Source organism: Streptomyces sp. R41 (genome assembly GCF_041053055.1).
GTDB lineage: Bacteria > Actinomycetota > Actinomycetes > Streptomycetales > Streptomycetaceae > Streptomyces.
Genome location: NZ_CP163443.1, coordinates 2,661,453 through 2,681,962 on the forward strand (window position 1 = coordinate 2,661,453; position 20,510 = coordinate 2,681,962).

The window sequence follows — 20,510 nt, forward strand, 5'->3', positions numbered from 1 at the left end:
CCGACAGGATGTGTCATGCGACGCCGCACCGCCCGCACGCTCCTGATCCCCCTGTTCGCCCTTCTGCTGGGCCTGCTCGCGGCACCGCCCAGCCCCGCCGCGCAACCCGGAGCACCCCACGTGAACAAACAGAAGTACGCCGGCTATCTCTTCGCCTACTTCACCGGCGAGGGCACCGCCGACGGCGAGCAGATCCGATACGCCCTCAGCCGCGGCAACGACCCTTTGCACTGGCGGGAGTTGAATGCCGCAAAGCCCGTCCTCACCTCGGACCTGGGTGAGAAGGGGCTGCGCGACCCGTTCGTGATCCGCTCCCCCGAGGGCGACAAGTTCTATCTCATCGCCACCGACCTGAAGATGTACAAGAACAGCAGTGGCAGCTGGGACTACGTCCAGCGGCACGGCAGCAAGTCCATCATGATCTGGGAGTCCACCGACCTGGTCCACTGGACCGACCAGCGGCTGGTGAAGGTCGCCCCCGACAACGCGGGCAACACCTGGGCACCGGAGGCCTATTGGGACGACACGCTCGGCGAGTACGTCGTCTTCTGGGCGTCCAAGCTGTACGCCGACGACGATCCCGATCACACCGGATCGACGTACAACAAGATGCTGTACGCCACCACGAAGGACTTCCGCACCTTCAGCGAGCCGAAGGTCTGGGACGACCCCGGCTACTCGGTGATCGACTCAACGGTCATCAAGAACAAGGGCAGTTACTACCGCTACACCAAGGACGAGCGCGACCCCACCTCGTCCAGCCCCTGCTCGAAGTTCATCACCGCGGAGAAGTCGACGTCGCTCACGAACACGAAGTACGACTTCGTCTCCGACTGCATCGGCAGCGGCTCGATCGACCGCGGCGAGGGGCCGACGGTCTTCAAGTCCAACACCGAGAACAAGTGGTACCTGTTCATCGACGAGTACGGCGGCCGCGGCTACGTCCCCTTCGAGACGACCGACCTCGACTCCGGCAAGTGGAGCATGTCGACGGACTACCAGCTGCCCGCGAGCCCGCGGCACGGCACCGTCATGCCGGTGACACAGGCGGAGTACGACCGGCTGCTCGCCGTGTATCCGGTGACGGGAACCTCGGTCGTGGACGCGACGGCGCACGGGCAGAAGGGATACGCGGTCGTCACCGAGGCCTCCTCGAAGGTCGTGCTGCCGATGGAGCCCGGAGCGGACCTCTCGCGGCTCGCGCCGAAGCTGTGGGTCGGCGAGGGCGCCGAGCTGAGCCCCGGGTCCGGCACGCGCCGCGACTTCCGCAAGCCACGGACGTACACCGTGACCGCCGCGGACGGAGCCACCCGCACCTGGACGGTCGAGGCGGTCCCGACCCGAAGTCCCGTCCTCCCGGGCCTCAACGCCGATCCCGACGTCCACTACCTGGACGGCCAGTACTGGATCTACCCGACGACGGACGGCTACGCGGGCTGGAGCGGGACGAGCTTCAAGGCGTACTCGTCGAAGGATCTGGTGCACTGGAAGGACCACGGCGTGATCCTGGACCTGGGTCCTGATGTGTCGTGGGCGGACAAGAACGCCTGGGCACCCGCGATCGCTTCGAAGAACGGCAAGTACTACTTCTACTTCTGTGCCGAGCAGCAGATAGGTGTGGCCGTCGCGGACTCCCCGGCGGGTCCCTTCACGGACGCGCTCGGCAAACCCCTGGTCGCCAAGGGGCAGTTCACGGGCCAGATGATCGACCCGGCGGTCTTCACGGACGACGACGGCCAGGCGTATCTCTACTGGGGCAACGGGCACGGGTACGTCGTGCCGCTGAACGACGACATGGTCTCGTTCGACGCGACGCGGGTGAAGGACATCACCCAGACGGACTTCCGCGAGGGATCCTTCGTGGTCAAGCGGCGGGGCACGTACTACTTCATGTGGTCCGAGGACGACACCCGCAGCGAGAACTACCACGTCGCCTACGCGACGGGACCGTCCCCGCTCGGCCCGTGGACCAAGCGGGGCACGATCCTGTCCAAGCGCCCGGAGTACGGCATCAAGGGCACCGGACACCACTCCGTGGTGAACGTCCCCGGCACGGACGACTGGTACATCGTCTACCACCGGTTCGCCCTCAACGGCCCCGGGAAGCCCGGCGGGGACGGCACGCACCGGGAGACGACGATCGACCGACTCACCTTCGCGGCGGACGGGACCATCGAGCCGGTGGTGCCGACCCTGGAGTCGATCAGGCCCGTACGGACTAGCTGACGAAGTACGTCGGGTTCGGGAGCTTGTACGTCTTGTCGGCGTAGCCCCCTTCGAGGTCGGAGTACTGGTCGCCGAAGTTGGCGACGATCTCGTACCCGAGGGACTCGATGTGCTGACGGGTGCCGGACTTGTACTGCACAGTGGTGCAGTTCCACGCGGCGGCGGTGGCGCAGTCGCTCAGGTACGCGGGCGGGTTCGCCGCGTCCTTGAGGAACATGTGGTCGGCGTCCAGGTTGATGTCGACGCCGACCTTCTTCAGGTTCTCGACCGCGGAGGCGCGCTGCGACTCCTTCAGACCCGAGTTGTAGAAGACCTCGACGCCCTTGGACTCGGCGTACTCGACGAGTTCGGGGGTGCCGAAGACGGCCGGGCGGTCGGCCTGGGCCACGTATGCGGCCCAAGAGGCCGAGTTGTACGTGTAGTTGGTCTTCTTCTCGTAGTCGAGGGAGAGCAGCAGCGTGTCGTCGATGTCGAAGACGACCGCGGGGTTCTCGCCCCGGTGGTGCGCCTTGCGCGCCGCCTTGTCTATGTACTTCTTGGCGTCGGAGTCGATGCGCGCCAGGTCCTTGGCGTACGGGCTGTCCGTGGACGCCTGGTACACGCCGTTGCTGTCGAGCGTGGTGCCGTAGTAGGTGTCGATGTCCTTGACCAGGAGCCCGATGTTGTAGGGCTCGTGGGTCGAGTTCGCCGTCGACTGACCGGCGGTTGCGACGCCGGTGCCGTACAGGGCGGCACCGGCGACGGCACAGGTGGCGGCGATGGCCGCGATACGCAGTGGCTTATGCATGACAGGTTTCTACGCGCGTCACCCCCTTCAACGCGAGGCCCGTTGCCTGATCGATACATAGTCCACAGACAACTTTGGCCTCGCGCCGCCGGAGGGGTCAGTTCATGGTGGCGCCGATCGTCGTGCTGCCCGTCGTCAGGAACGTGGTCGCGGGCAGCGAGCCGTCGGACTTGCGGGAGTTGTACGTGCTGGTCGCGTCCGTGGAGATGAAGGACGGGGTGGCGATGCCGGAGTCCCAGTTGTTGCCGGCGGAGGTCACCGAGGCGCCCTTGGAGACGGCCGCGGAACCGTTGCTCACGGCCAGGTTCTTGCCGAGCTTCGCGGAGCTGGTCGCGAAGTAGTAGCCGTACTTGCCGTTGGCGTACGCCGTGGTGCGGTTGATGACGATCGCGCCGGTGTTGGAGTTCTCGGTGAAGCCGTTGCCCGCGTCGTCCCAGGCGGCGGAGTTGTTGACGACGTGCGCGACGACCTCGCCGTCGCCGCCCAGCTTGTAGCCGTTGCCGTCGCCCGCGAAGGCCGAGTCGGACCAGCGGTTCTTGCCGTTGCCGAAGGACCAGGTGTGCTCGATGGTGACGGGGGACGAGAAGGACCAGAGGTCGATGCCGTCGTCCGAGTTGTTGTACAGGCGGGCGCCGGTGATCAGATTGCCGGTGCCGGAGCCGAACTTCACCGCGACGCCGTCCGCGTTCTCGCCGTGGCCCGCGGCGTCGTAGTTGCCGTACGAGTCGATGTTCTTGACCGTGTTGTTGACGGTGCCGTCGCCGGTGAGCGTGAAGCCGGAGTCGCCGCCGTTGATGGTCTTGATGTTGTTCCAGTTCGTGCCGGTGCAGGACTGGCAGACGACGGCGCTGTCCGGGGAGTTCTGGAAGGTGATGCCCGAGACGTTCCAGTAGTCGGCCGTCAGCTTGAAGATCCAGTCGCCGGACGGCAGCGAGGAACCGTCGATCTTCACCGTCTCCGAGCCGTACGCCTGGAGGGTGACCGGGTTCGACGAGGTGCCGTTGGCGGTCGACTGGAGCGTGGCCGTCGGGTAGTACGTGCCGCCGCGCACCTGGATGACGGTGCCCGCGGTGGCGTTCTTGATGGCGCTGGTGAGGTCGGCCGTGGTGCTGACGACGACCGTCGCCGCCTGGGCCTGGGTGGGGAGGGCGGCGAGTCCGGCGCCGAGCGCCAGGGCGGCGGCGAGGGTGAGAGCGGTACGACGAGACATAGGAGTGCGGTCCTTTCGTCGATTCCTGCTGGGGACTTGTCGATTTCTTCGGGTGACTTGTCGATTCCGTCGGGGGATTTATTGATTTTTTCGGGCGCCTTCAGGGGCGCCAGTCGCCGAGATACGCGGCACGGGTGTGAGACTCGGCCTCGGCGTCCGTGAACTGGGGACGGTTCTCCGGCACGGTGACCTCCGCGCCGGGGCCCGTGTTGCGGTACTCCCGAAAGCGCATGGACTGCCAGGGGTAGGCCTCGCGCATGTCGATGTACGGCGTCACGGCGTCGATGCCGGGCCCGAGCCAGGTCTCCCTGACGACGAGCGAGGGCCGGGCCGTGGTCTCGTACGACGGGACCCACGGCCGTGCGATCTTGTACGCACCGTCCTCGGCGCCGGAGGTGACCCGACTGAGCACCGCCAGGAAGCCGTACGGGTTGGCGCGGGCCGTGGACGGTGCGAAGACCATCCCCTCGGGCCTGAAGGTGACGTCCCGGTCGAGGGTGTGGAAGTGGCAGCGCTCGAAGACGGCGGTGGCCCGGCCGAAGACGAAGTCGACGTCGCCCTCGATGTAGCAGTCGCGGTAATAGTGGCGGTCGAAGGCGGTGAGCGCCGTCGTGTCCGCGAACAGGGTGTCCTGGTGGGCCAGCAGGCGTACGCGCGAGAAGTGCGAGCGGTCCCCGGTGACGTACGCCGCCACCGCCTGCGTCCCCGTGATCTCCGGGTGGTCCGCGCGCAGCCAGTCGTTGGCGATCGTCAGCCCGTGCACGCTCAGCCCGGGCGCCGCCGAGGTGAGGGTGGCGGAGCCCGCGGTGCCGTAGGTCCCGGAACCGTCCGGCTTCTGCGTCCCGTTGGCGTTGTCGTACACGATGACGGCGTCGCGCGGATCGCGGCCGGCGCCGCGCAGGGTCAAATCCGCCTTGTCGGACGGGATGTTGACGACTTCGCGGTACGTTCCCGGGTGGACGACGATCGTCCGGCCGGGGCCGTCGACCGCGTCCACGGCGGCCTGGACGGAGTCGCCGGGGCGGACGTGGATGTCCCGGCGTCCGCCCGCGAAGGCGGGCGTCGCGCCGAGAGCGGTCAGCGCCCCTGCCGCGAGGAATGAGCGTCGGCGCATCTCAACACCCCTTCCACGGAGTCCAGTCACTCAGGTACGCCTCGCGCGTCGCCGACTCGGCCTCCTCGTCGGTGAGCCGGGGCCGGTTCTCGGAAACGCTGACGACCGCGCCCGGACCCGTGTTGCGGTACTCGGCGAAGCGCTGGCTCTGCCACGGGTAGGCGGCCGACATGTTGGTGTAGGGCGCGACCGCGTCGATCCCGGCGCCGAGGCGCGTGTCGCGGACGGTCAGCATCGGCCGGGCCGTGGTGTCCGAGCCGGGCACCCAGGGACGCGCCAGCTTGTAGTACGCGTCCGGGGCCCCGCTGGTGATACGGCTCCGGGTGACCAGGTAGCCGCGCGGGTTGGCGACGGCGGTGGACGGCGCGAAGACGAAGCCGTACGGGGCGGCGGTCAGGTCGGTGCGGTTCAGGGTGTGGAAGTGGCAGTGCTCGTAGACCGCCGTCGCACGACCGAAGACGAAGTCGACGTCACCCTCGACGTAGCAGTCGCGGTAGTACTGGCGGGCGAAGGCGCCGAGCGCGATGGAGTCGGCGTACAGCGTGTCCTGGTGTCCGAGGAACCGGCAGTGGTGGAACGCCGAGCGGTCACCCTGCACCTTGATGGCGACGGCCTGGGTGCCGGTGATCTCGGGGTGGTCGGCACGCAGGAAATCGTTGGCGAAGGTGATCCAGCGGGCCGTGAAGCCGTCGGTGCGCACGGTGGTCGTGGCCGACCCCGTGGTGCCGTGGGTGCCCGAACCGTCGGGCTTCCGCGTGCCGTTGGCGTTGTCGTACACGACGACGACGTCGCGCGGTTCCTCCGAGGCGCCGATCCAGGTCATCCCCGTCCCCGCGACGCCGGGCAGGCCCGTCGCCGGGTCGATCACTCCGACGGAGACCGTCTCGCGGTACACGCCGGGCGCGATGACCAGGGTGTGTCCCGCGCCGCTCGCGGCGGTCACGGCGGCCTGGACGGTGGTGTGGTCGCCGAGACCGCCGGGATGGACGTACAGCGTCCGCTCGGTGAGGCGCGCGGACGGCGAACCGTAGCGCCCGAAGGGGGACGGCTGTGTGGCACGGGCGGGTCCCGCGAGCCCGAGAGCCAGAGCGGCTCCGGTGCTCGCGACGACGAATGCCCGTCTGCTGACAGGGAGTCCGGCCATGATCAGCAGATCTTTCCGGCGCCGGCGCGGTGGTCGACGATCCCCGGTACCGCCTTGGGCGAGTCGACATGGGTCCGCAGGGTCGGCGTCCAGCCGGCGCCCGACTGGAGCGTCTCCGCCGGGATCTCCGCGTTGTGCACGGCGATCAGGTCGGTCGCCGTGCCGTTGACGTAGTTGTCGTCGGCGGTGACCGGCGCCTCCTTCCACTTCTTCAGGACCTTGGCCGCGCTGGTCCCGGCGGGGAGCGTGAACGCGTTGTGCTCGGCGACGAGTTGGGACTCCATGCCGATGCCGAAACTGTAGGAGTACGCGGAGTCGGCCGCGAAGTGGTTGTTGTACGAGTCGACTTGGCCGAAGCGGACGCGGGGCGCGCGCTCGACCAGGCCGGTGAACAGGTTGTGGTGGAAGGTGACCTTCAGGTGCCCCCGGTCGACGGCGGCGGTCGAGGCGCTGTCGCTGTTGCCGATCAGGATGGTCTTGTCGTGGTCGGCGAAGACGTTCCAGGAGGCGGTCACGTAGTCCGCGCCCTTGACGATGTCGAGCTCGCCGTCGTGCTGTTCGTAGATCCGGCCGTAGTACGTCGGCAGCGTGCTGTCCGGGTGGTCCCCGTCGGTGAATGTGTTGTGGTCGAGCCAGATGTGCGTGGCCGCGTACACCACCGCGCTGTCGTACTCGGAGTTCCAGTTCCCGGTGTCGCCGTCGGTCGGGTCCCACTGCGGAAAGCAGTCGAGGGGGCTCTCGAAGGCGAGGTTGCGGACGATGACGTTGTCGACGGCCTTGATCTGCAGGCTCGCGCCCTTGAAGCCCGCGTCGTCGCCGATGCCGACGATGGTGGTGTTGGCGGGGACGAAGGCCTTGATGACGGCGTCCTGGCCGGCCGCGGATGCCGCGCGCAGATCCTCCTGCTCGCCGCTGACCACCTTGTCGTAGCCCCAGACCGCCGGGTCGTAGTCGGCGAGGTACTGGGCGAAGTCGTAGCCGGGCGCGGCGAAGGAGTCGCAGCCATCGGCGTTGGCGTCGATCGTGCCCTTGATCTTGATGATCTTCGGGGCGGAGCCGCCGTCCGCCAGCGCCGCCTTGAACCCGTCCCAGGTGGTGACGGTGTAGACGTGCGCGGCATCGGCGGCCGAACCGCCGGTGGTGCCGGCGCCGTCGGAGGCCCAGCCGTCGCCGGCGGCGAGGGTCTGGCGGGCGAGGTCGCGGGGCTGGGCCTGGGCGGTGGTGCCGGTGACGGTGAGCACGAGGGCGGTGCAGCCGATCAGCGCGGCCGCTCGCGTTCCGATTCTTGTGATGTGCTCATGCCAAATCTGTGAGTTCATTGTGCGGCTCTCTCTTTCCATCAGGCCAAGAGGGGCAGGGGGTCGAGCAGGTCAGGAGGACAGGCGGTCGAGCGGTCAGGCGGTCGGCCAGGTGATCCAGGACTCGGGGATCTCCTCGTCGAGCCGGCGCAGGTCCCGGGGCGCGAGCACCCGGTGCCGCAGCAACTCGGCGGCGACGAGACGGGCCACGGCGATCGCTCCTGGCGGGTTGAAGTGCGTGTTGTCCTGCTCGGTCGCCGTCCAGTTGAAGTACTTCTTCGTCTCCTCGACACCGAGCTTCTGCCACAGGGCGAGCGACAGGGCCTGGATGTCGAGCAGCGCGACGTGCTCGTCCTCGGCGAGGGCGCGCATCGCCGCCGGGTAGTCGCCGTGGGTCGGCACGGCGTTGCCGTCCGCGTCGAACTTCCTGCGCTCGACGGAGGTGGCGAACGCCGGCCGCGCACCACGGGCCCGCGCTCCGTCGACGTACTGACGCAGATGGTCCTGGTACGTCGTCCAGGGCTCGGTGTAGCGAGTGGGGTCGGCGCTCTTCTCGTCGTTGTGGCCGAACTGGACGATCAGGAAGTCGCCGGGTGCGATCGCTTCGAGGATGGTGTCGAGGCGCCCTTCGTCGATGAAGCTCTTCGAACTGCGGCCGTTCACCGCGTGGTTGGCGACGGGGAGGTCGTTGCCCAGGAAGAACGGGAGCGCCATGCCCCACCCGGTCTCCGGGGCGGCGTCGGCGTACTTCTGGGCGGCGGTGGAATCACCGGCGATGTAGAGGGTGCGGTGCCTTCTGGGGGACGGCGCCGCGAAGGCGGGTGCCGACGCGGCGACGGCGAGGGGTAAGGCGGCGAAGGCCGCCGAGGTTACCTGTCTGCGGGTTAGGGACACAGGGGGTGCCTTTCAAACGGGGGTGACTGAAAAGGGGCGCGGGGCTGCATCGACATGCGGCTCCGCCGCGCGGGCGCGACCAGCCACGGCCGGTCCGCGGCCGGATGACGACCTGCCGGACCACGGACCGACCCATGGAGGCTCAACCGGGACCTAGTGATTCGACTTCCAGTCGGCCTGCGCCTTGTTCAACTGGTCCGCCAGCGTGTCCAGGAACGCCTTCGCCGACATCTTCCCGAGCAGCAGCTTCTGGAAGTTCGGCTCGTTGTCGGCCTTGGAGATCGTGTTCCAGTCCGGCAGGTAGTACGGCAGCTGCACGATCTTCGTGTCAGCGCCGTTCAGCGCCTCCGCGGCCAACCTGGTCGGCTCGGCCTGCTGGATCCACGCGTCCTTCGCGGCATCCGTGTTCGCCGGGACCTGCCCCGCGGACTCGTTGAACTTGGAGTTCTCCTCGGCCGAGACGGCGAACTCGATGAACTTCCAGGCGGCGGCCTTGTTCTTGCTCGACTTGAACAGGCTCAGCCCGTCGACCGGGTTGGAGATCTGCACGCGGGTGCCGTCGTCCATGGTCGGGTTGGGGATGCCCTTGAACTTGTCCGCGCCCAGCGCCTTCAGGTGGTCCTGGTAGGAACCGAGGTTGTGGCTCAGCATGCCGATGGTGCCGCTGTCCCACTGGGCGACCATCTTGGTGAAGTCGTTGTTGAGGTCGGCGGACGGAGTGTCCTTCTTGTACAGGGCGATGTACTTCTCGAGGGCGGCCACGTTCTTCGGGTCGTTGACGGTGGTCTTGTCGCCGTTCCAGAACGAGGTGATGCCGGTCTGGCCGTACACCGCGTCCAGGGCCGGCGCGATGGACCCTTCGCCGCCTCGGATGGTGAAGCCGAACTTGTTCTTGCCCTTGTCGGTGAGCTTGTCGGCGGCCTCGTAGAACTTCGACCAGGTGGTCGGCGCGTCCAGGCCCGCCGCCTTGAAGAGGTCGGTGCGATACCACAGCGTGCCGTTGTTGGCGGAGGTCGGCACTTGGTACAGGGTGTCCCCGCCGCCCGCGGCCTTGCTGACGTCGAGCAGGTTCTGGCTCAGCTTGCCGTTCAGCGAGCCCTTCGTGATCCGGCTGTCCAGCGGCTCCAGCGCGCCCTGGACCGCGACCTCGGCGAGCATCGCGGTACCCACGCCGCCGACGTCGGGCAGGCCGCCGCCCTGGATGGCGGTGTCGTACTTGGACTGGGCACTCGCCGCGGGGACTCCGACGTAGTTGACCTTGATGTCCGGGTACTTCTTCTCGAAGTCGGCGATGATCTGCTTCCAGATGTCGGTGCGGACACCCCCGTTGTTGTCCCAGAAGGTGATCTCGCCCTTGCCGGAACCCTCGTTGCCCTTGTCCCCGGCCGAGCCGCTGCCGTCGTCGCCGCAGGCGGTGGCGGTGAGCGCGAGCGCGGAGCCCAGGGCGACGGCCACGGCCGCGCGCCTGCTTCTACGGATGCTGATCTTCATTGGTCGGCTCTCTTCTTCTGGATCCAACGGATGGTGAAGCTGTGGGGGTCGGTGACCGGCGTGGGGAGCCCAGTCGTCGTTGCCGTTCGGGTGATTGCGGCGGCCTGACGGGTCGGCTGGTCGGCGGGCACGCTCAGCACGGTGCCGATCCGCTGTCGCGGGCCCGAGATCGTGCGCACCGGCGCGGGCACGGCGGACGCCGGGTGCAGCCGAGACCCAGACTCGGTAAGCGCTTGCTACGGAGGTGCGTCATTGCGGCTCCCAACAGGCGTACGGATGGCAGGAAGTGACCCTCAGCGGGTCTTTGCGGCGATGATCCGGAACTGTGTGAACGAGGCCGCGCCGGCGTGTCCCCCGCCGACGGGCGCGAGCGCGAAGAGCCCGAGCAGGGCGCCGACCCAGCGCCAGGGGGTGGCGGCGAAGACCTGACCGGAGGCCTGCCGGCCACCGCCGACGTCGTAGGAGAAGCGGCAGCGCGCCCCCGCGCCGATCTCGACCCACAGCCGCGCCCGCCCCTCGGGCGCCACCTGCGGATGCGCGGCGTCACGCTCTCGCTCCGCGACCGACTCGGCGAACCGGTGCACGAGCCGCACCGATCCATCGGCCTCCCGCTGGAGCCCGATCCAGCTGAACGCGTCCCCGAGCACGGCGAGCCCCGCCCGCGCCCCCGGCTCCTCGCTGTCGAGCCGCAGCTCCACCTCGACGGTGGCGGCGACGCCGGGCAGCCGCTGGGTGAGCACGTTCGGCAGCTTGCGCAGATCGTGCGCGTCGACCGTCCGTACGCAGCTCAGCCGTAGCCCGTCCCCGGAGTGCTGGGTGGCCCAGCCGTCCTGCGGATTGGCCGTCCACTGCCACTGGCGTCCGAACCGGCCCCCGGGGAAGTCGTCGTCGGTGGCGGGCGCGGACGGCGGCTGGGGCGGCAGATCCGGCTTCTTGTGTACGGCGACGGGGGCGCCCTCGTTCCCGAGCACGGGCCACCCGTCCGCACCCCAGCGCATCGGCTGCAGGTGGACGACCCGCCCGTACGCACCGCGCTGCTGGAAGTGCGCGAACCAGTCCTCACCGCTCGCCGTGCGCACCCAGCCGCCCTGGTGCGGGCCGTTGACCTCGGTGTCGCCCTGCTCCAGGACGATCCGTTCCTCGTACGGCCCGAAGAATCCGCGCGAGCGGAACGCGCCCTGCCAGCCGGTCTCCACTCCCCCGGCGGGAGCGAAGATCCAGAACCAACCGTCGTGCTTGTACGGCTTGGGACCTTCGAGGGTGAACCAGCCGGGCAGACGGTCCGCGTCGACGATCACCTTGCCCTCGTCGAGCAGGCCGGTGGCGTCGGGGCGCATCCGGTGCCCGGTGAGCCGGTTCTTCACGCCCGCGCGGGACTTGGCCCAGGCGTGCACCAGATACGCCTCGCCGGTCTCCTCGTCCCACAGCGGGCAGGCGTCGATGAGCCCCTTGCCCTCCTTGACCAGGTGCGGCCGGGTCCAAGGACCGCGGATCTCGGGGGCGTTGACCTGGAAGACGCCGTGGTCGGGGTCGCCCCAGAAGATCCAGAAGCGGTCGTCGTGGTGACGCAGGGACGGTGCCCATACTCCGCAGTCGTGCCGCGGTTTCCTGAACTCACCTGCGGGTTCCAGGCGTTGGAGCGCGTGCCCGACCAGCGTCCAGTTGACCAGGTCGCGGGAGTGCAGCAGCGGCAGGCCCGGGGCGCGGCCGAAGCTGGAGGCGGTGAGGTAGAAGTCGTCGCCGACGCGGAGGAGGTCGGGGTCGGACCAGTCGGCGTCGAGGACGGGGTTGCGGTAGGTGCCGTCGCCGAGGTCGGCGCTGAAGTCGCTGTTCACGGGCTCACCGACTTCCGTACCAGCGCCGCGGCCTCGCCCCGGTCGAGGGCGCCGTCCGCGACGACGGTGACGACCCGGCGTACGACCGTCTCCCCGGCCGGGATCGGCAGCCGCGTGTCGTGCGCGAGGGACGAGCCCACGCCCGGGTATTCGGCGGTGCGCACGAACCACGGGTCGCGGCGCGTTTGTTCGGTGGCCCCGGCGAACACGAGCGTCCAGGTGGCACCCGCGAGCGCGAGCCAGTCGGCGCGGGCGCCGTGGACCGCCTCCTCGCCCTCGGTGTCGGCGGTGAAGACCCGCGGCGCCTCGGCCCCCTTGCGGGCACGCCAGAAGAAGCCGCCGTACGCCGCGCCGGGCCGCCCGTTGGTGGCGGGACTGCCGATGGACAGCTCCTGATCCGTCGTATTCGTGAGCGAGAAGGTGAAGTCCAACGCCCAGGCGGATTCGGTGAGTTCGGTCGCCGCGACGGTACGGCGCTCGCGCAGCAGCTCGCCGCCCGCGGCCACCCACCGCAGCTCCTCCACGAAGCCGTCGGGGTCGCGCAGCTGGAAGGCGGCGTGCCGCTGGGCGCCGTGGTTGTCGAGCTCGGTGGGCCCTTGGCCCCGCACATAGGTGCGCCCGCCCCAGAAGTTGTGCCCCTCGACGTCGGGAACGGCGACACCGACGCCGAGGTGGTGTGCGTGGTCGGCGGGGCTGAGCTCGGTGACGGCCGTGCCGGCCAGGGTGGTGACGGGGTGCAGATACGGACGCGGTGAGAGCCGGGGCGGCAGTTCGGGCCGGGTGATGTACCGGGCGACCGGTCGGCCCGTGATGCGCAGGACGAGTGACTCGTTGTTCATCGGGTACTCACCTCGTTCAAGGCTGCCCAGGGGGCGCCCAGCTCGGAGTAGAGGGCGAGGGTGTCGGCGGCCGCCGCGACGAGTCCGTCGATGCCGCGCACCACCCGGCGGTTCTCGCCGGGAAGCAGCTCCCAGGCCTCCTCGGGCAGCGCGACCGGGTCGGGCGCCTGTCGAATCGCTTCAACGACCTTCATGAAGGCGCCCGTTGACTCAGGTGTGACCAGCAGCTCGGCGCCGTCCGTCAGATGCGCGACCAGGTTCTCCAGCAGGTCCGTCCGGCCGTACTCGATCTCCTCCGGGCCGCGCCCGGACCGCTGCACGAGCACGCGGTCCTGCTTGTACCAGAAGGTGATCCGTCCGCTGGTGCCGTGCACGAGGACGTACGGCTCGCCGGGCCGCTCGGCGCAGAGCGTCGCGGCCACCGTGATACGGCTCGTCGCGGTGGCGATGCGCACGCACGAGGTGTCGTCCGACTCGATGTCGTTGGCGCGCAACAGCTCGGTCTCGATCTCGGTGACGTCCTCGGCGCGGCTGGAGCTGTCCAGCGCGAGGGCCGTCGCGACAGCGTGGGCGAGGGGGTTCGTCAGCACACCGTCGACCACGTCCACACCGTTCAGACGGCGCTTTCCCGCCCACGGCGCACGCCGGTAGTACGCCTCGTCGCGCGCCCAGGCGCCTGCCCCGCCGATCCCGATCACCGTGCCGAGCGCGCCCTGGGCTATCAGCTCCCGGATGGCCGGCACGGCGTGCGAGCCGAGCGACTGGAAGCCGATCTGGCAGACGACTCCGGCCGCGGCGACCCCCTCGGCCATCCTGCGGAACTCCTCGTACGAGGGTGCGGGAGGCTTCTCCAGGAGCAGGTGTACGCCCTTCTCTGCGGCGATCAGCGCCAGGTCGGTGTGGGTGGGGATGGGCGTGCAGATCACGGCGACCGCGGGGCGGGTGGAGTCGAGCAGGGCACCGAAGTCGGCGGACTGCTCCGGCGAGCCGAGCCCGTCCAGCTCCTCCTCGGTGAGCGGTGTCAGCTCACAGATCCCCGCGAGCCGTACGAGCCCCTTGTCCTGGAGGCGGCGGATGTTGTGCAGATGCCAGCGGCCGTGACCGCGCGCGCCCGCGAGGACCATCGGCAAAGGTGTGCTCATCGCGCCCTCCCCGCACCCGCGCCGCGCGCCACGTCGCGGTCGGCCTGCCGGGCGCTGTCGGTGCTCCCGTGCGGTGTGGGCGTCCTGCCGTCGTCGGCGGCCAGGGTGTCGCGGCCGATGTCACGTGCCTCGGCGCCCGCCGGAGTACTGAGCACGGCGCCCAACAGGCCGACCACGGCCGCCACTTGAAGAGTGTGTCTCGTCCCTCGCAGAAGGCGCCTCATCCCTTCACCGCCCCCGCGCTGAAGCCGGTGATCAGCCACTTCTGGATGAACGCGAAGACGATCACGACCGGTACGGCGGCGATGATGCCGCCCGCGGCGAGCGCGCCCAGGTCGACGCTGTCGGAGCTCATCAGGGTGTTGAGGCCGACGGGGATGGTCTGCTTGCTCTGGTCGCTGAGGAACATCAGGGCGAACAGGAAGTGGTTCCAGGCGTGCACGAAGGCGAAGGAGCCCACGGCGATCAACCCCGGCCGCAGCAGCGGGAGTACGACGATCCGGAAGGAGGTGAAGCGGTTGCAGCCGTCGACCCAGGCGGCCTCTTCCAGGGAGTACGGGACGTTCCTGATGAACCCGCTGATGAGGATCATCGACAGCGGCAGCTGGAAGACCGTCTCGGCGATGATGACGCTGCCCAGCGAGTTGATCATCTGGAGCTTGGCGAAGATCTGGAAGAGCGGGACGAGAAGCAGCGCGCCCGGCACGAACTGGGAGCAGAGCAGCGCCAGCATGAAACCGCGCTTCATCCTGAAGTCGAAGCGGGCGAGGGCGTAGCCGCCGGCGAGGGCGACGACGGTCGTCATCACCAGGGTGGCGACGGCGATGAGCACGCTGTTCTGGAAGTAGGTCCCGAAGCTCCGCTCGGTCCACACCTTGTCGAAGTGCTCGAAGGTCATGGGCCACGGCACGAGCGAGGTCGATCCTGCCGGGCGCAGCGCGAAGAGCAGGATCCAGTAGAAGGGGATCAGGGTGAAGAGGAGGTAGATCGAGAGGGGGAGGTAGATCTGCCAGCGGGGGACCTCGTCCCAGGCGCGCCGGTTCTTCCCCCGCGGGCGCTGCCGGGGCTCGTCGGCCACCGGGGCGGGCGCCTTCGGAGCGCTGATCGTGGCGTCCTCGGTGATCACTTGTCTCCACCTCCGAACTTGCTCAGTCGCAGGTAGACGATCGAGCAGAACAGCAGAATCACGAACGCGACCGTGGTCAGGGCCGACGCGTAGCCGAAGTTGTGCGCGTCGACGCTGGTGTTGGCGATGTAGAGCGGGAGGGTCGTCGTCTCGCCCGCGGGACCACCGCCCGTCAGCGTGTAGAGCAGGTCGACGTTGTTGAACTCCCACACCGCGCGCAGCAGCGTGGACAGGACGATGGCGTCCTTCAGGTGCGGCAGCGTGATGTGCAGGAACTGCCGGAAGCGGCTGGCGCCGTCGACCTCGGCGGCCTCGTACAGGTCCTTGGAGACGGACTGGAGATCGGCGAGGATCAGGATCGCGAAGAAGGGGACACCGCGCCACAGGTCGGCGACCACGGCGGCCGGGAAGACGGTGGAGGTGTCGGACAGCCAGCTGGTGCCGTACTGCCCGATGCCCGCGTCGGCGAGGTACCGCGTGATCCCCGTCTGGGAGTTGTAGAGCAGCACCCAGATCGCGGAGGTCAGCACACCGGAGACGGCCCACGGGGAGAAGACCATCGCGCGGCCGACCGCGCGTCCCACGAAGGTCTGGTTGACGATCAGCGCCAGCGCCAGCCCGAACAGCAGCTGCAGTCCGACCTCGACGAAGACCCACTTGGCGCTGAAGGTCAGCGTGTCCCAGAACTGCGGGTCGTCGGTGAAGGCGTGCACGAAGTTGTCGAAGCCCGCGTAGCCGTTGCGCCACGGCTTGGTCGGGTTGTAGTTCTGCAGGCTGTAGTAGAAGACGCTGATGACCGGGTAGGCGATGAAGCCCAGCATCAGCAGGCCCGCCGGGGCGATCAGCAGATACGGCAGTTTGCGCGGCGTCGCCGAGCCACGGCGCCGCCGGGGTGGCGCGGGCTGTTTCGCCACGGCTGCGGCTTGGGCCATGACTGTTCTCCGTTCTTACGGGTGCCGTGGAACGCTTGCTGTCAGTCGCACAGGAAGCGCTTGCTACATGCACATGGTTGAAGCGCTTCACAGATGCGGTTCGAGATGTCGGCCAGGAGAGAGCGGTCCTCGCGGGCCCCCCTCACCCGGCGTAGGGATCCGGCACCTTGCCCGGCCGGGCCAGAAAAGCGAAGTCGCAGCCGGTGTCCGCCTGGGTGATCTGCTCGTTGTAGAGCGCCCCGTAACCGCGCTCGTACCGCTCGGGCGGCGGCGTCCACTCCGCCCTCCTGCGCTCCAACTCCTCCTCGTCCACATTGAGTTGAAGTGACCGCGCCTCGACGTCGAGGGTGATCGTGTCCCCGGTCCGCACCAGCGCGAGCGGCCCGCCGACGTACGACTCGGGCGCCACGTGCAGCACACACGCGCCGTAACTCGTGCCGCTCATCCGGGCGTCGGAGATCCGCACCATGTCCCGTACTCCCTGCTTCAGCAGGTGGTCGGGGATGGGCAGCATCCCGTACTCGGGCATGCCGGGCCCGCCCTTGGGCCCGGAGCCCCGCAGCACGAGCACGCTGTCCGCGGTGATCCCGAGGGACGGGTCGTTGATGGTCCGCTGCATGGTCTTGTAGTCGTCGAAGACCACGGCGGGACCGGTGTGCTTGAGCAGCTGCGGCTCGGCGGCGATGTGCTTGATGACCGCGCCGTCCGGACACAGGTTGCCGCGCAGCACGGCGACTCCGCCCTCGGCCGCCACCGGGTTCTGACGGGTACGGATGACCTCGTCGTTGTGGACGAGCGCGCCGTCGAGCTGCTCCCGCATGCTGTCGTGCGACACCGTGGGCCGGTCCAGGTGCAGCAGATCGGTGATCCGCGACAGGAAACCCGGCAGGCCGCCGGCGAAGTGGAAGTCCTCCATGAGGTACGTCTGTCCGCCGGGCCGGACGTTGGCGAGCACCGGCACGGTCCGCGCGATCCGGTCGAAGTCGTCGAGCGTGAGCGTGACGCCGGCCCGCCCGGCCATGGCGATCAGATGGATCACGGCGTTGGTGGAGCCGCCGAGCCCGAGGACGGTCGTCACCGCGTCCTCGAAGGCGTCCGCGGTGAGGATGTCGGACAACTTCCGGTCCTTTTGGACGAGTTCGACGATCCGGAGCCCCGCCGCCGCGGCCATCCGGTCATGACCGGAGTCGACGGCGGGAATGCTCGACGCACCGGGCACGGTGACGCCGAGCGCCTCGGCGGCCGCGGTGAGCGTGGACGCCGTACCCATGGTCATGCAGTGCCCCGGAGAGCGGGCGAGCCCGCTCTCCAGCTCGGTCATCTCGCAGTCCCCGATGAGACCGGCCCGCTTGTCGTCCCAGTACTTCCACATGTCGGTGCCGGAGCCGAGGACCTCATTGCGCCAATGCCCCGGGAGCATCGGCCCGGCGGGCACGAAGACGGCCGGCAGATCGACGGACGCGGCGCCCATGAGCAGCGCGGGCGTGGACTTGTCGCACCCGCCCATCAGCACGGCCCCGTCCACCGGATAGGACCGCAGCAACTCCTCGGTCTCCATCGCGAGCAGGTTGCGGTAGAGCATCGGGGTGGGCTTCTGGAAGGTCTCGCTCAGCGTGGACACCGGGAATTCGAGCGGGAAGCCCCCGGCCTGCCACACCCCCCGCTTCACGGCCTGCGCACGATCCCGCAGATGCACATGGCACGGATTGATGTCGCTCCACGTATTGAGGATCGCGATGACCGGCTTGCCCAGATGCTCCTCGGGCAGATAGCCGAGCTGCCGCGTCCGGGCCCGGTGACTGAAGGAGCGCAGCCCGTCGGTCCCGTACCACTGGTGGCTTCTCAGCTCCTGCGGGCGCTTCATATGGACCACCCCGCGGCGATGGCGGCGACCTCCGCGCGCTCGGACTCGGGCAGCGGCTTGCTCGGCGGGCGGACGTCACGGCGGCACAGCCCGAGCGAGGCCAGGGCCTCCTTGACCACGGTCACGTTGTTGGCGGAGCCGTTGGCCGCGCGCAGCTCCTCGAACCGGCGGATCTGCTCCCACACCTTCATCGCCCCCGGATAGTCCCCGGATCGAAGCGCTTCGATCATGTTCAGCGAAACGGAAGGGGCGACGTTCACAAGCCCGGAGGTGAACCCGGTGGCACCCGCCGAGAAGTACGAGGGCGCGTACGGCTCGGCGAGCCCGGCCACCCACACGAACCGTTCGAGCCCGGCGTCCCGCGCGAAGGCGGCGAAGCGCGCGGCGTCCGGAACGGCGTACTTCACCCCGATGACGTTCGGGCATACGTCGGCGAGCTCGGCCAGCCGCTCCCCCGCGAGCAGCGGATTGCGGATGTACGGAACGACGCCCAGCTCCGGCACGGCCTCGGCGATGGCCCGGTGGTAGTCGACCCAACCGCCCTCCGACACATACGGATGCACGGGCTGATGGACCATCACCATCTGCGCCCCGAGCTCCCGCGCGTGCCGCGCCGAGGCGACGGCGGTCGGCACGTCGTGCCCGACACCGACAAGAATGACCGCCCGGTCCCCGGTCTCCTCGATGGTCAACTCGGTGACAAGCTGCCGCTCTTCAGGAGTGAGGGCATAGAACTCACCGGTATTGCCGTTCGGCGTAAGGGTTCTCACCCCGCCGTCGAGCAGCCGACGCAACAGGGCCCGATGGGTGCCGCGATCGATCGACCCGTCTCCCGCGAAGGGTGTCACGGGGATCGCCACGACCTCGGCGAGCGCCGCCCGCTGGGTCTCGTACGTCGCTGTCATTCCTGTCCATCCTCTTCCTGGCCCTGGGGGAAGGCCCGTTGCACGAACGACGCGATATGAGCGTGCAGCGCGTCGGCCGCACCGTCGGCGTCACCGTCGAGCGCGAGCCGCAGGATCTCCCGGTGCTCACCCGCCTCGCGCTCCCAGGACGGGTCGGCGGCCCAGGCGACCGCGGACACCAGGGCGGCCTGGTCCCGCACTTCGTCGAGCATCCGGCCGAGCAGCGGGTTGCCGCAGGGCACGTACAGGGCGCGGTGGAACTCCCGGTTGGCGAGCGAGCGTTCGGCGGTGTCGGTGGCGTCGTCGGCGCGGGTCAGCGCGTCCCGCGCGGCATCGAGCGAGGCTCCGCGCCGCACGGCCCGCCGCAGCGCCTCCGGTTCGAGCAGCAGCCGCACGTCGTACACCTCGCGCGCCATGTCCGCGTCCACCATGCGCACCGTGACGCCCTTGTACTGGTTCATCACGACGAGCCCGGTACCGGCCAGGGTCTTGAGCGCCTCGCGCACGGGCGTCTTCGACACCCCGAACTGCGCCGCGAGTTCGGTCTCGACCAGAGCCTGTCCCGGGGTCAACTGCCCGGTGAGGATGCGGTGTTTGATCCCCTCCAGCACGAACTGCGTGCGGGACGGGATCGGGGTGGGCACAGAGGTCATGCGCGCCTCTCGGATCTCACGTGTCGGATCGCGAGGACCAGATGCAATCGAATCCATGGGATTCATGAGACCCATGGGACCCATGGATCCATCGACCGCATCTGATCTCGCATATCGCGTCTCATATATGACGTACGAAGTACGACGCGTTGAAGGTAGGAGCGTGACTGTGTTTCGTCAACGCTTCTGACAAAAGAAGTTGGAGTGACCGGCGGGTGGGCCGGCCCTCAAAGAGCCGTGCTGTCGCCCTCACGAGCCGTGGCGGTCCGGCCGCCGAAGACGGCCGCGGCACGCTCGGTCGCCGACTCCGGCGTGAGCGTCGGCCCTACGTGGGTGACGAGCAACTCCCCCACGCCCGCCCGCTCGGCGACCGCGCCGGCGTCCTCGGGCGTGAGATGCACCTGGCGTTCGCTTCCGCGATGCCGGTCGATGTCGGCCTCGCAGAGGAAGAGGTCGGCGCCGACGGCGAGTTCGGCGAGCGCGGGGCACGGCCCGCTGTCCCCCGAGTACGCGAGAACGCTCCCCTCGCACTCGACCCGCAGCCCGTACGCCTCGGTGTCGTGCACGACGGCGCGCGCATGGAGCCGCAGCTCACCCAGGCGCGCCTCGTGCCCGTCGTGCAAGGTCCGGAAGTCGAAGACCGCACCCAGAAACCCGGGATCCGACCGCCCGAAGAACCCGGCGAGCCGCCGCCCGAGCTCGGGCGGCCCATAGACCGGAAGCGGCGCGGAAGGGGTGAGACCGCCGTACGCGAGCCCGTACGCGGCGGCGAGCAGATCAGCACAGTGATCCGCATGGAGATGCGAGATCCAGATGGCGTCCAGTCGTGCCGGATCCGTGTGCCTCTGCAATTCGGCGAAGCTCCCGGGCCCGGCGTCGACCCACACCTCGGCGCCCCCGCCGCGCAGCAGATAGCCGGAACAGGGACGCCCCGGCTGGGGGTGCGGGGAGGCGGTACCGAGGACGGTGAGGCCGAGAGACATGCGGGGAGCGTACGAAATGGCGCGTAGGCGGGCGCCCCCTTTTCGTCGTGCGCCTACGCGTGCCCGT

Annotated in this window: 18 protein-coding genes; 1 reads left to right on the forward strand and 17 read right to left on the reverse strand. The window is 69.0% G+C overall.

Features of this window, described 5'->3' with window-relative positions:
* The first annotated feature begins 15 nt into the window (after positions 1-15).
* Positions 16-2,226, forward strand: coding sequence for a family 43 glycosylhydrolase (locus tag AB5J53_RS12540; protein ID WP_369245704.1), 2,211 nt, complete (start codon positions 16-18; stop codon positions 2,224-2,226).
* Here AB5J53_RS12540 and AB5J53_RS12545 read toward each other — a convergent pair.
* From AB5J53_RS12545 to AB5J53_RS12625, 17 genes are all read right to left on the reverse strand, one after another.
* A complete protein-coding gene (locus AB5J53_RS12545; protein WP_369245705.1) occupies positions 2,219-3,013 on the reverse strand; it encodes an HAD family acid phosphatase in 795 nt (264 codons plus the stop codon). The genes AB5J53_RS12540 and AB5J53_RS12545 overlap by 8 nt on opposite strands.
* 97 nt (positions 3,014-3,110) lie before the next feature.
* A complete protein-coding gene (locus tag AB5J53_RS12550; protein ID WP_369245706.1) occupies positions 3,111-4,223 on the reverse strand; it encodes a chondroitinase-B domain-containing protein in 1,113 nt (370 codons plus the stop codon).
* 100 nt (positions 4,224-4,323) lie between these two features.
* Positions 4,324-5,337 carry a pectinesterase family protein gene (locus tag AB5J53_RS12555; RefSeq protein WP_369245707.1) on the reverse strand — a complete coding sequence of 338 codons (1,014 nt, stop codon included), beginning with the start codon at positions 5,335-5,337 and terminating at the stop codon, positions 4,324-4,326.
* 1 nt (position 5,338) lies between these two features.
* On the reverse strand, positions 5,339-6,481 hold the full coding sequence (locus AB5J53_RS12560; RefSeq protein WP_369245708.1) for a pectinesterase family protein: 1,143 nt from the start codon (positions 6,479-6,481) through the stop codon (positions 5,339-5,341).
* Between the two features lie 2 nt (positions 6,482-6,483).
* Positions 6,484-7,800, reverse strand: a complete 1,317-nt coding sequence (locus AB5J53_RS12565) for a polysaccharide lyase family 1 protein (protein ID WP_369245709.1) — start codon at positions 7,798-7,800, stop codon at positions 6,484-6,486.
* 75 nt (positions 7,801-7,875) lie between these two features.
* Entirely contained in the window at positions 7,876-8,673 is a 798-nt protein-coding gene (locus AB5J53_RS12570) for a rhamnogalacturonan acetylesterase (protein ID WP_369245710.1), read from the reverse strand.
* A gap of 153 nt (positions 8,674-8,826) precedes the next feature.
* The gene (locus tag AB5J53_RS12575) at positions 8,827-10,164 is read right to left on the reverse strand and encodes a sugar ABC transporter substrate-binding protein (protein ID WP_369245711.1); all 1,338 of its coding nucleotides are present in this window, start codon (positions 10,162-10,164) and stop codon (positions 8,827-8,829) included.
* 293 nt (positions 10,165-10,457) lie between these two features.
* Positions 10,458-11,999, reverse strand: coding sequence for a family 43 glycosylhydrolase (locus AB5J53_RS12580; protein ID WP_369245712.1), 1,542 nt, complete (start codon positions 11,997-11,999; stop codon positions 10,458-10,460).
* A complete protein-coding gene (locus AB5J53_RS12585; RefSeq protein WP_369245713.1) occupies positions 11,996-12,838 on the reverse strand; it encodes a PmoA family protein in 843 nt (280 codons plus the stop codon). Before AB5J53_RS12585 ends, AB5J53_RS12580 begins: the two co-directional genes overlap by 4 nt.
* Complete coding sequence (locus tag AB5J53_RS12590; RefSeq protein WP_369245714.1) at positions 12,835-13,980, reverse strand: Gfo/Idh/MocA family protein; 1,146 nt, start codon at positions 13,978-13,980, stop codon at positions 12,835-12,837. Before AB5J53_RS12590 ends, AB5J53_RS12585 begins: the two co-directional genes overlap by 4 nt.
* Positions 13,977-14,165, reverse strand: coding sequence for a hypothetical protein (locus AB5J53_RS12595; RefSeq protein ID WP_369245715.1), 189 nt, complete (start codon positions 14,163-14,165; stop codon positions 13,977-13,979). Before AB5J53_RS12595 ends, AB5J53_RS12590 begins: the two co-directional genes overlap by 4 nt.
* Before the next feature lie 35 nt (positions 14,166-14,200).
* A complete protein-coding gene (locus AB5J53_RS12600) occupies positions 14,201-15,106 on the reverse strand; it encodes a carbohydrate ABC transporter permease (protein ID WP_369245716.1) in 906 nt (301 codons plus the stop codon).
* Positions 15,103-16,038, reverse strand: coding sequence for a carbohydrate ABC transporter permease (locus AB5J53_RS12605; RefSeq protein ID WP_369245717.1), 936 nt, complete (start codon positions 16,036-16,038; stop codon positions 15,103-15,105). The genes AB5J53_RS12600 and AB5J53_RS12605 overlap by 4 nt, the downstream gene beginning before the upstream one ends.
* Before the next feature lie 142 nt (positions 16,039-16,180).
* Positions 16,181-17,902: an L-arabinonate dehydratase gene (gene araD / locus AB5J53_RS12610; RefSeq protein WP_369245718.1), complete on the reverse strand. Its 1,722-nt coding sequence runs from the start codon at positions 17,900-17,902 to the stop codon at positions 16,181-16,183.
* On the reverse strand, positions 17,899-18,807 hold the full coding sequence (locus tag AB5J53_RS12615) for a dihydrodipicolinate synthase family protein (protein WP_369245719.1): 909 nt from the start codon (positions 18,805-18,807) through the stop codon (positions 17,899-17,901). Before AB5J53_RS12615 ends, araD begins: the two co-directional genes overlap by 4 nt.
* Positions 18,804-19,460 carry a GntR family transcriptional regulator gene (locus tag AB5J53_RS12620; protein WP_369245720.1) on the reverse strand — a complete coding sequence of 219 codons (657 nt, stop codon included), beginning with the start codon at positions 19,458-19,460 and terminating at the stop codon, positions 18,804-18,806. The genes AB5J53_RS12615 and AB5J53_RS12620 overlap by 4 nt, the downstream gene beginning before the upstream one ends.
* A 227-nt stretch (positions 19,461-19,687) precedes the next feature.
* Complete coding sequence (locus AB5J53_RS12625; RefSeq protein WP_369245721.1) at positions 19,688-20,443, reverse strand: MBL fold metallo-hydrolase; 756 nt, start codon at positions 20,441-20,443, stop codon at positions 19,688-19,690.
* Positions 20,444-20,510 lie beyond the last annotated feature (67 nt).

Coding starts and splice junctions, on each gene's coding strand:
- AB5J53_RS12620 (WP_369245720.1), bottom strand. CDS start 19,460: ATGACCTCTGTGCCCACCCCGATCCCGTCCCGCACGCAGTTCGTGCTG.
- AB5J53_RS12550 (WP_369245706.1), bottom strand. CDS start 4,223: ATGTCTCGTCGTACCGCTCTCACCCTCGCCGCCGCCCTGGCGCTCGGC.
- AB5J53_RS12555 (WP_369245707.1), bottom strand. CDS start 5,337: ATGCGCCGACGCTCATTCCTCGCGGCAGGGGCGCTGACCGCTCTCGGC.
- AB5J53_RS12585 (WP_369245713.1), bottom strand. CDS start 12,838: ATGAACAACGAGTCACTCGTCCTGCGCATCACGGGCCGACCGGTCGCC.
- araD (WP_369245718.1), bottom strand. CDS start 17,902: ATGAAGCGCCCGCAGGAGCTGAGAAGCCACCAGTGGTACGGGACCGAC.
- AB5J53_RS12540 (WP_369245704.1), top strand. CDS start 16: ATGCGACGCCGCACCGCCCGCACGCTCCTGATCCCCCTGTTCGCCCTT.
- AB5J53_RS12545 (WP_369245705.1), bottom strand. CDS start 3,013: ATGCATAAGCCACTGCGTATCGCGGCCATCGCCGCCACCTGTGCCGTC.
- AB5J53_RS12590 (WP_369245714.1), bottom strand. CDS start 13,980: ATGAGCACACCTTTGCCGATGGTCCTCGCGGGCGCGCGCGGTCACGGC.
- AB5J53_RS12625 (WP_369245721.1), bottom strand. CDS start 20,443: ATGTCTCTCGGCCTCACCGTCCTCGGTACCGCCTCCCCGCACCCCCAG.
- AB5J53_RS12560 (WP_369245708.1), bottom strand. CDS start 6,481: ATGGCCGGACTCCCTGTCAGCAGACGGGCATTCGTCGTCGCGAGCACC.
- AB5J53_RS12605 (WP_369245717.1), bottom strand. CDS start 16,038: ATGGCCCAAGCCGCAGCCGTGGCGAAACAGCCCGCGCCACCCCGGCGG.
- AB5J53_RS12575 (WP_369245711.1), bottom strand. CDS start 10,164: ATGAAGATCAGCATCCGTAGAAGCAGGCGCGCGGCCGTGGCCGTCGCC.
- AB5J53_RS12615 (WP_369245719.1), bottom strand. CDS start 18,807: ATGACAGCGACGTACGAGACCCAGCGGGCGGCGCTCGCCGAGGTCGTG.
- AB5J53_RS12565 (WP_369245709.1), bottom strand. CDS start 7,800: ATGAACTCACAGATTTGGCATGAGCACATCACAAGAATCGGAACGCGA.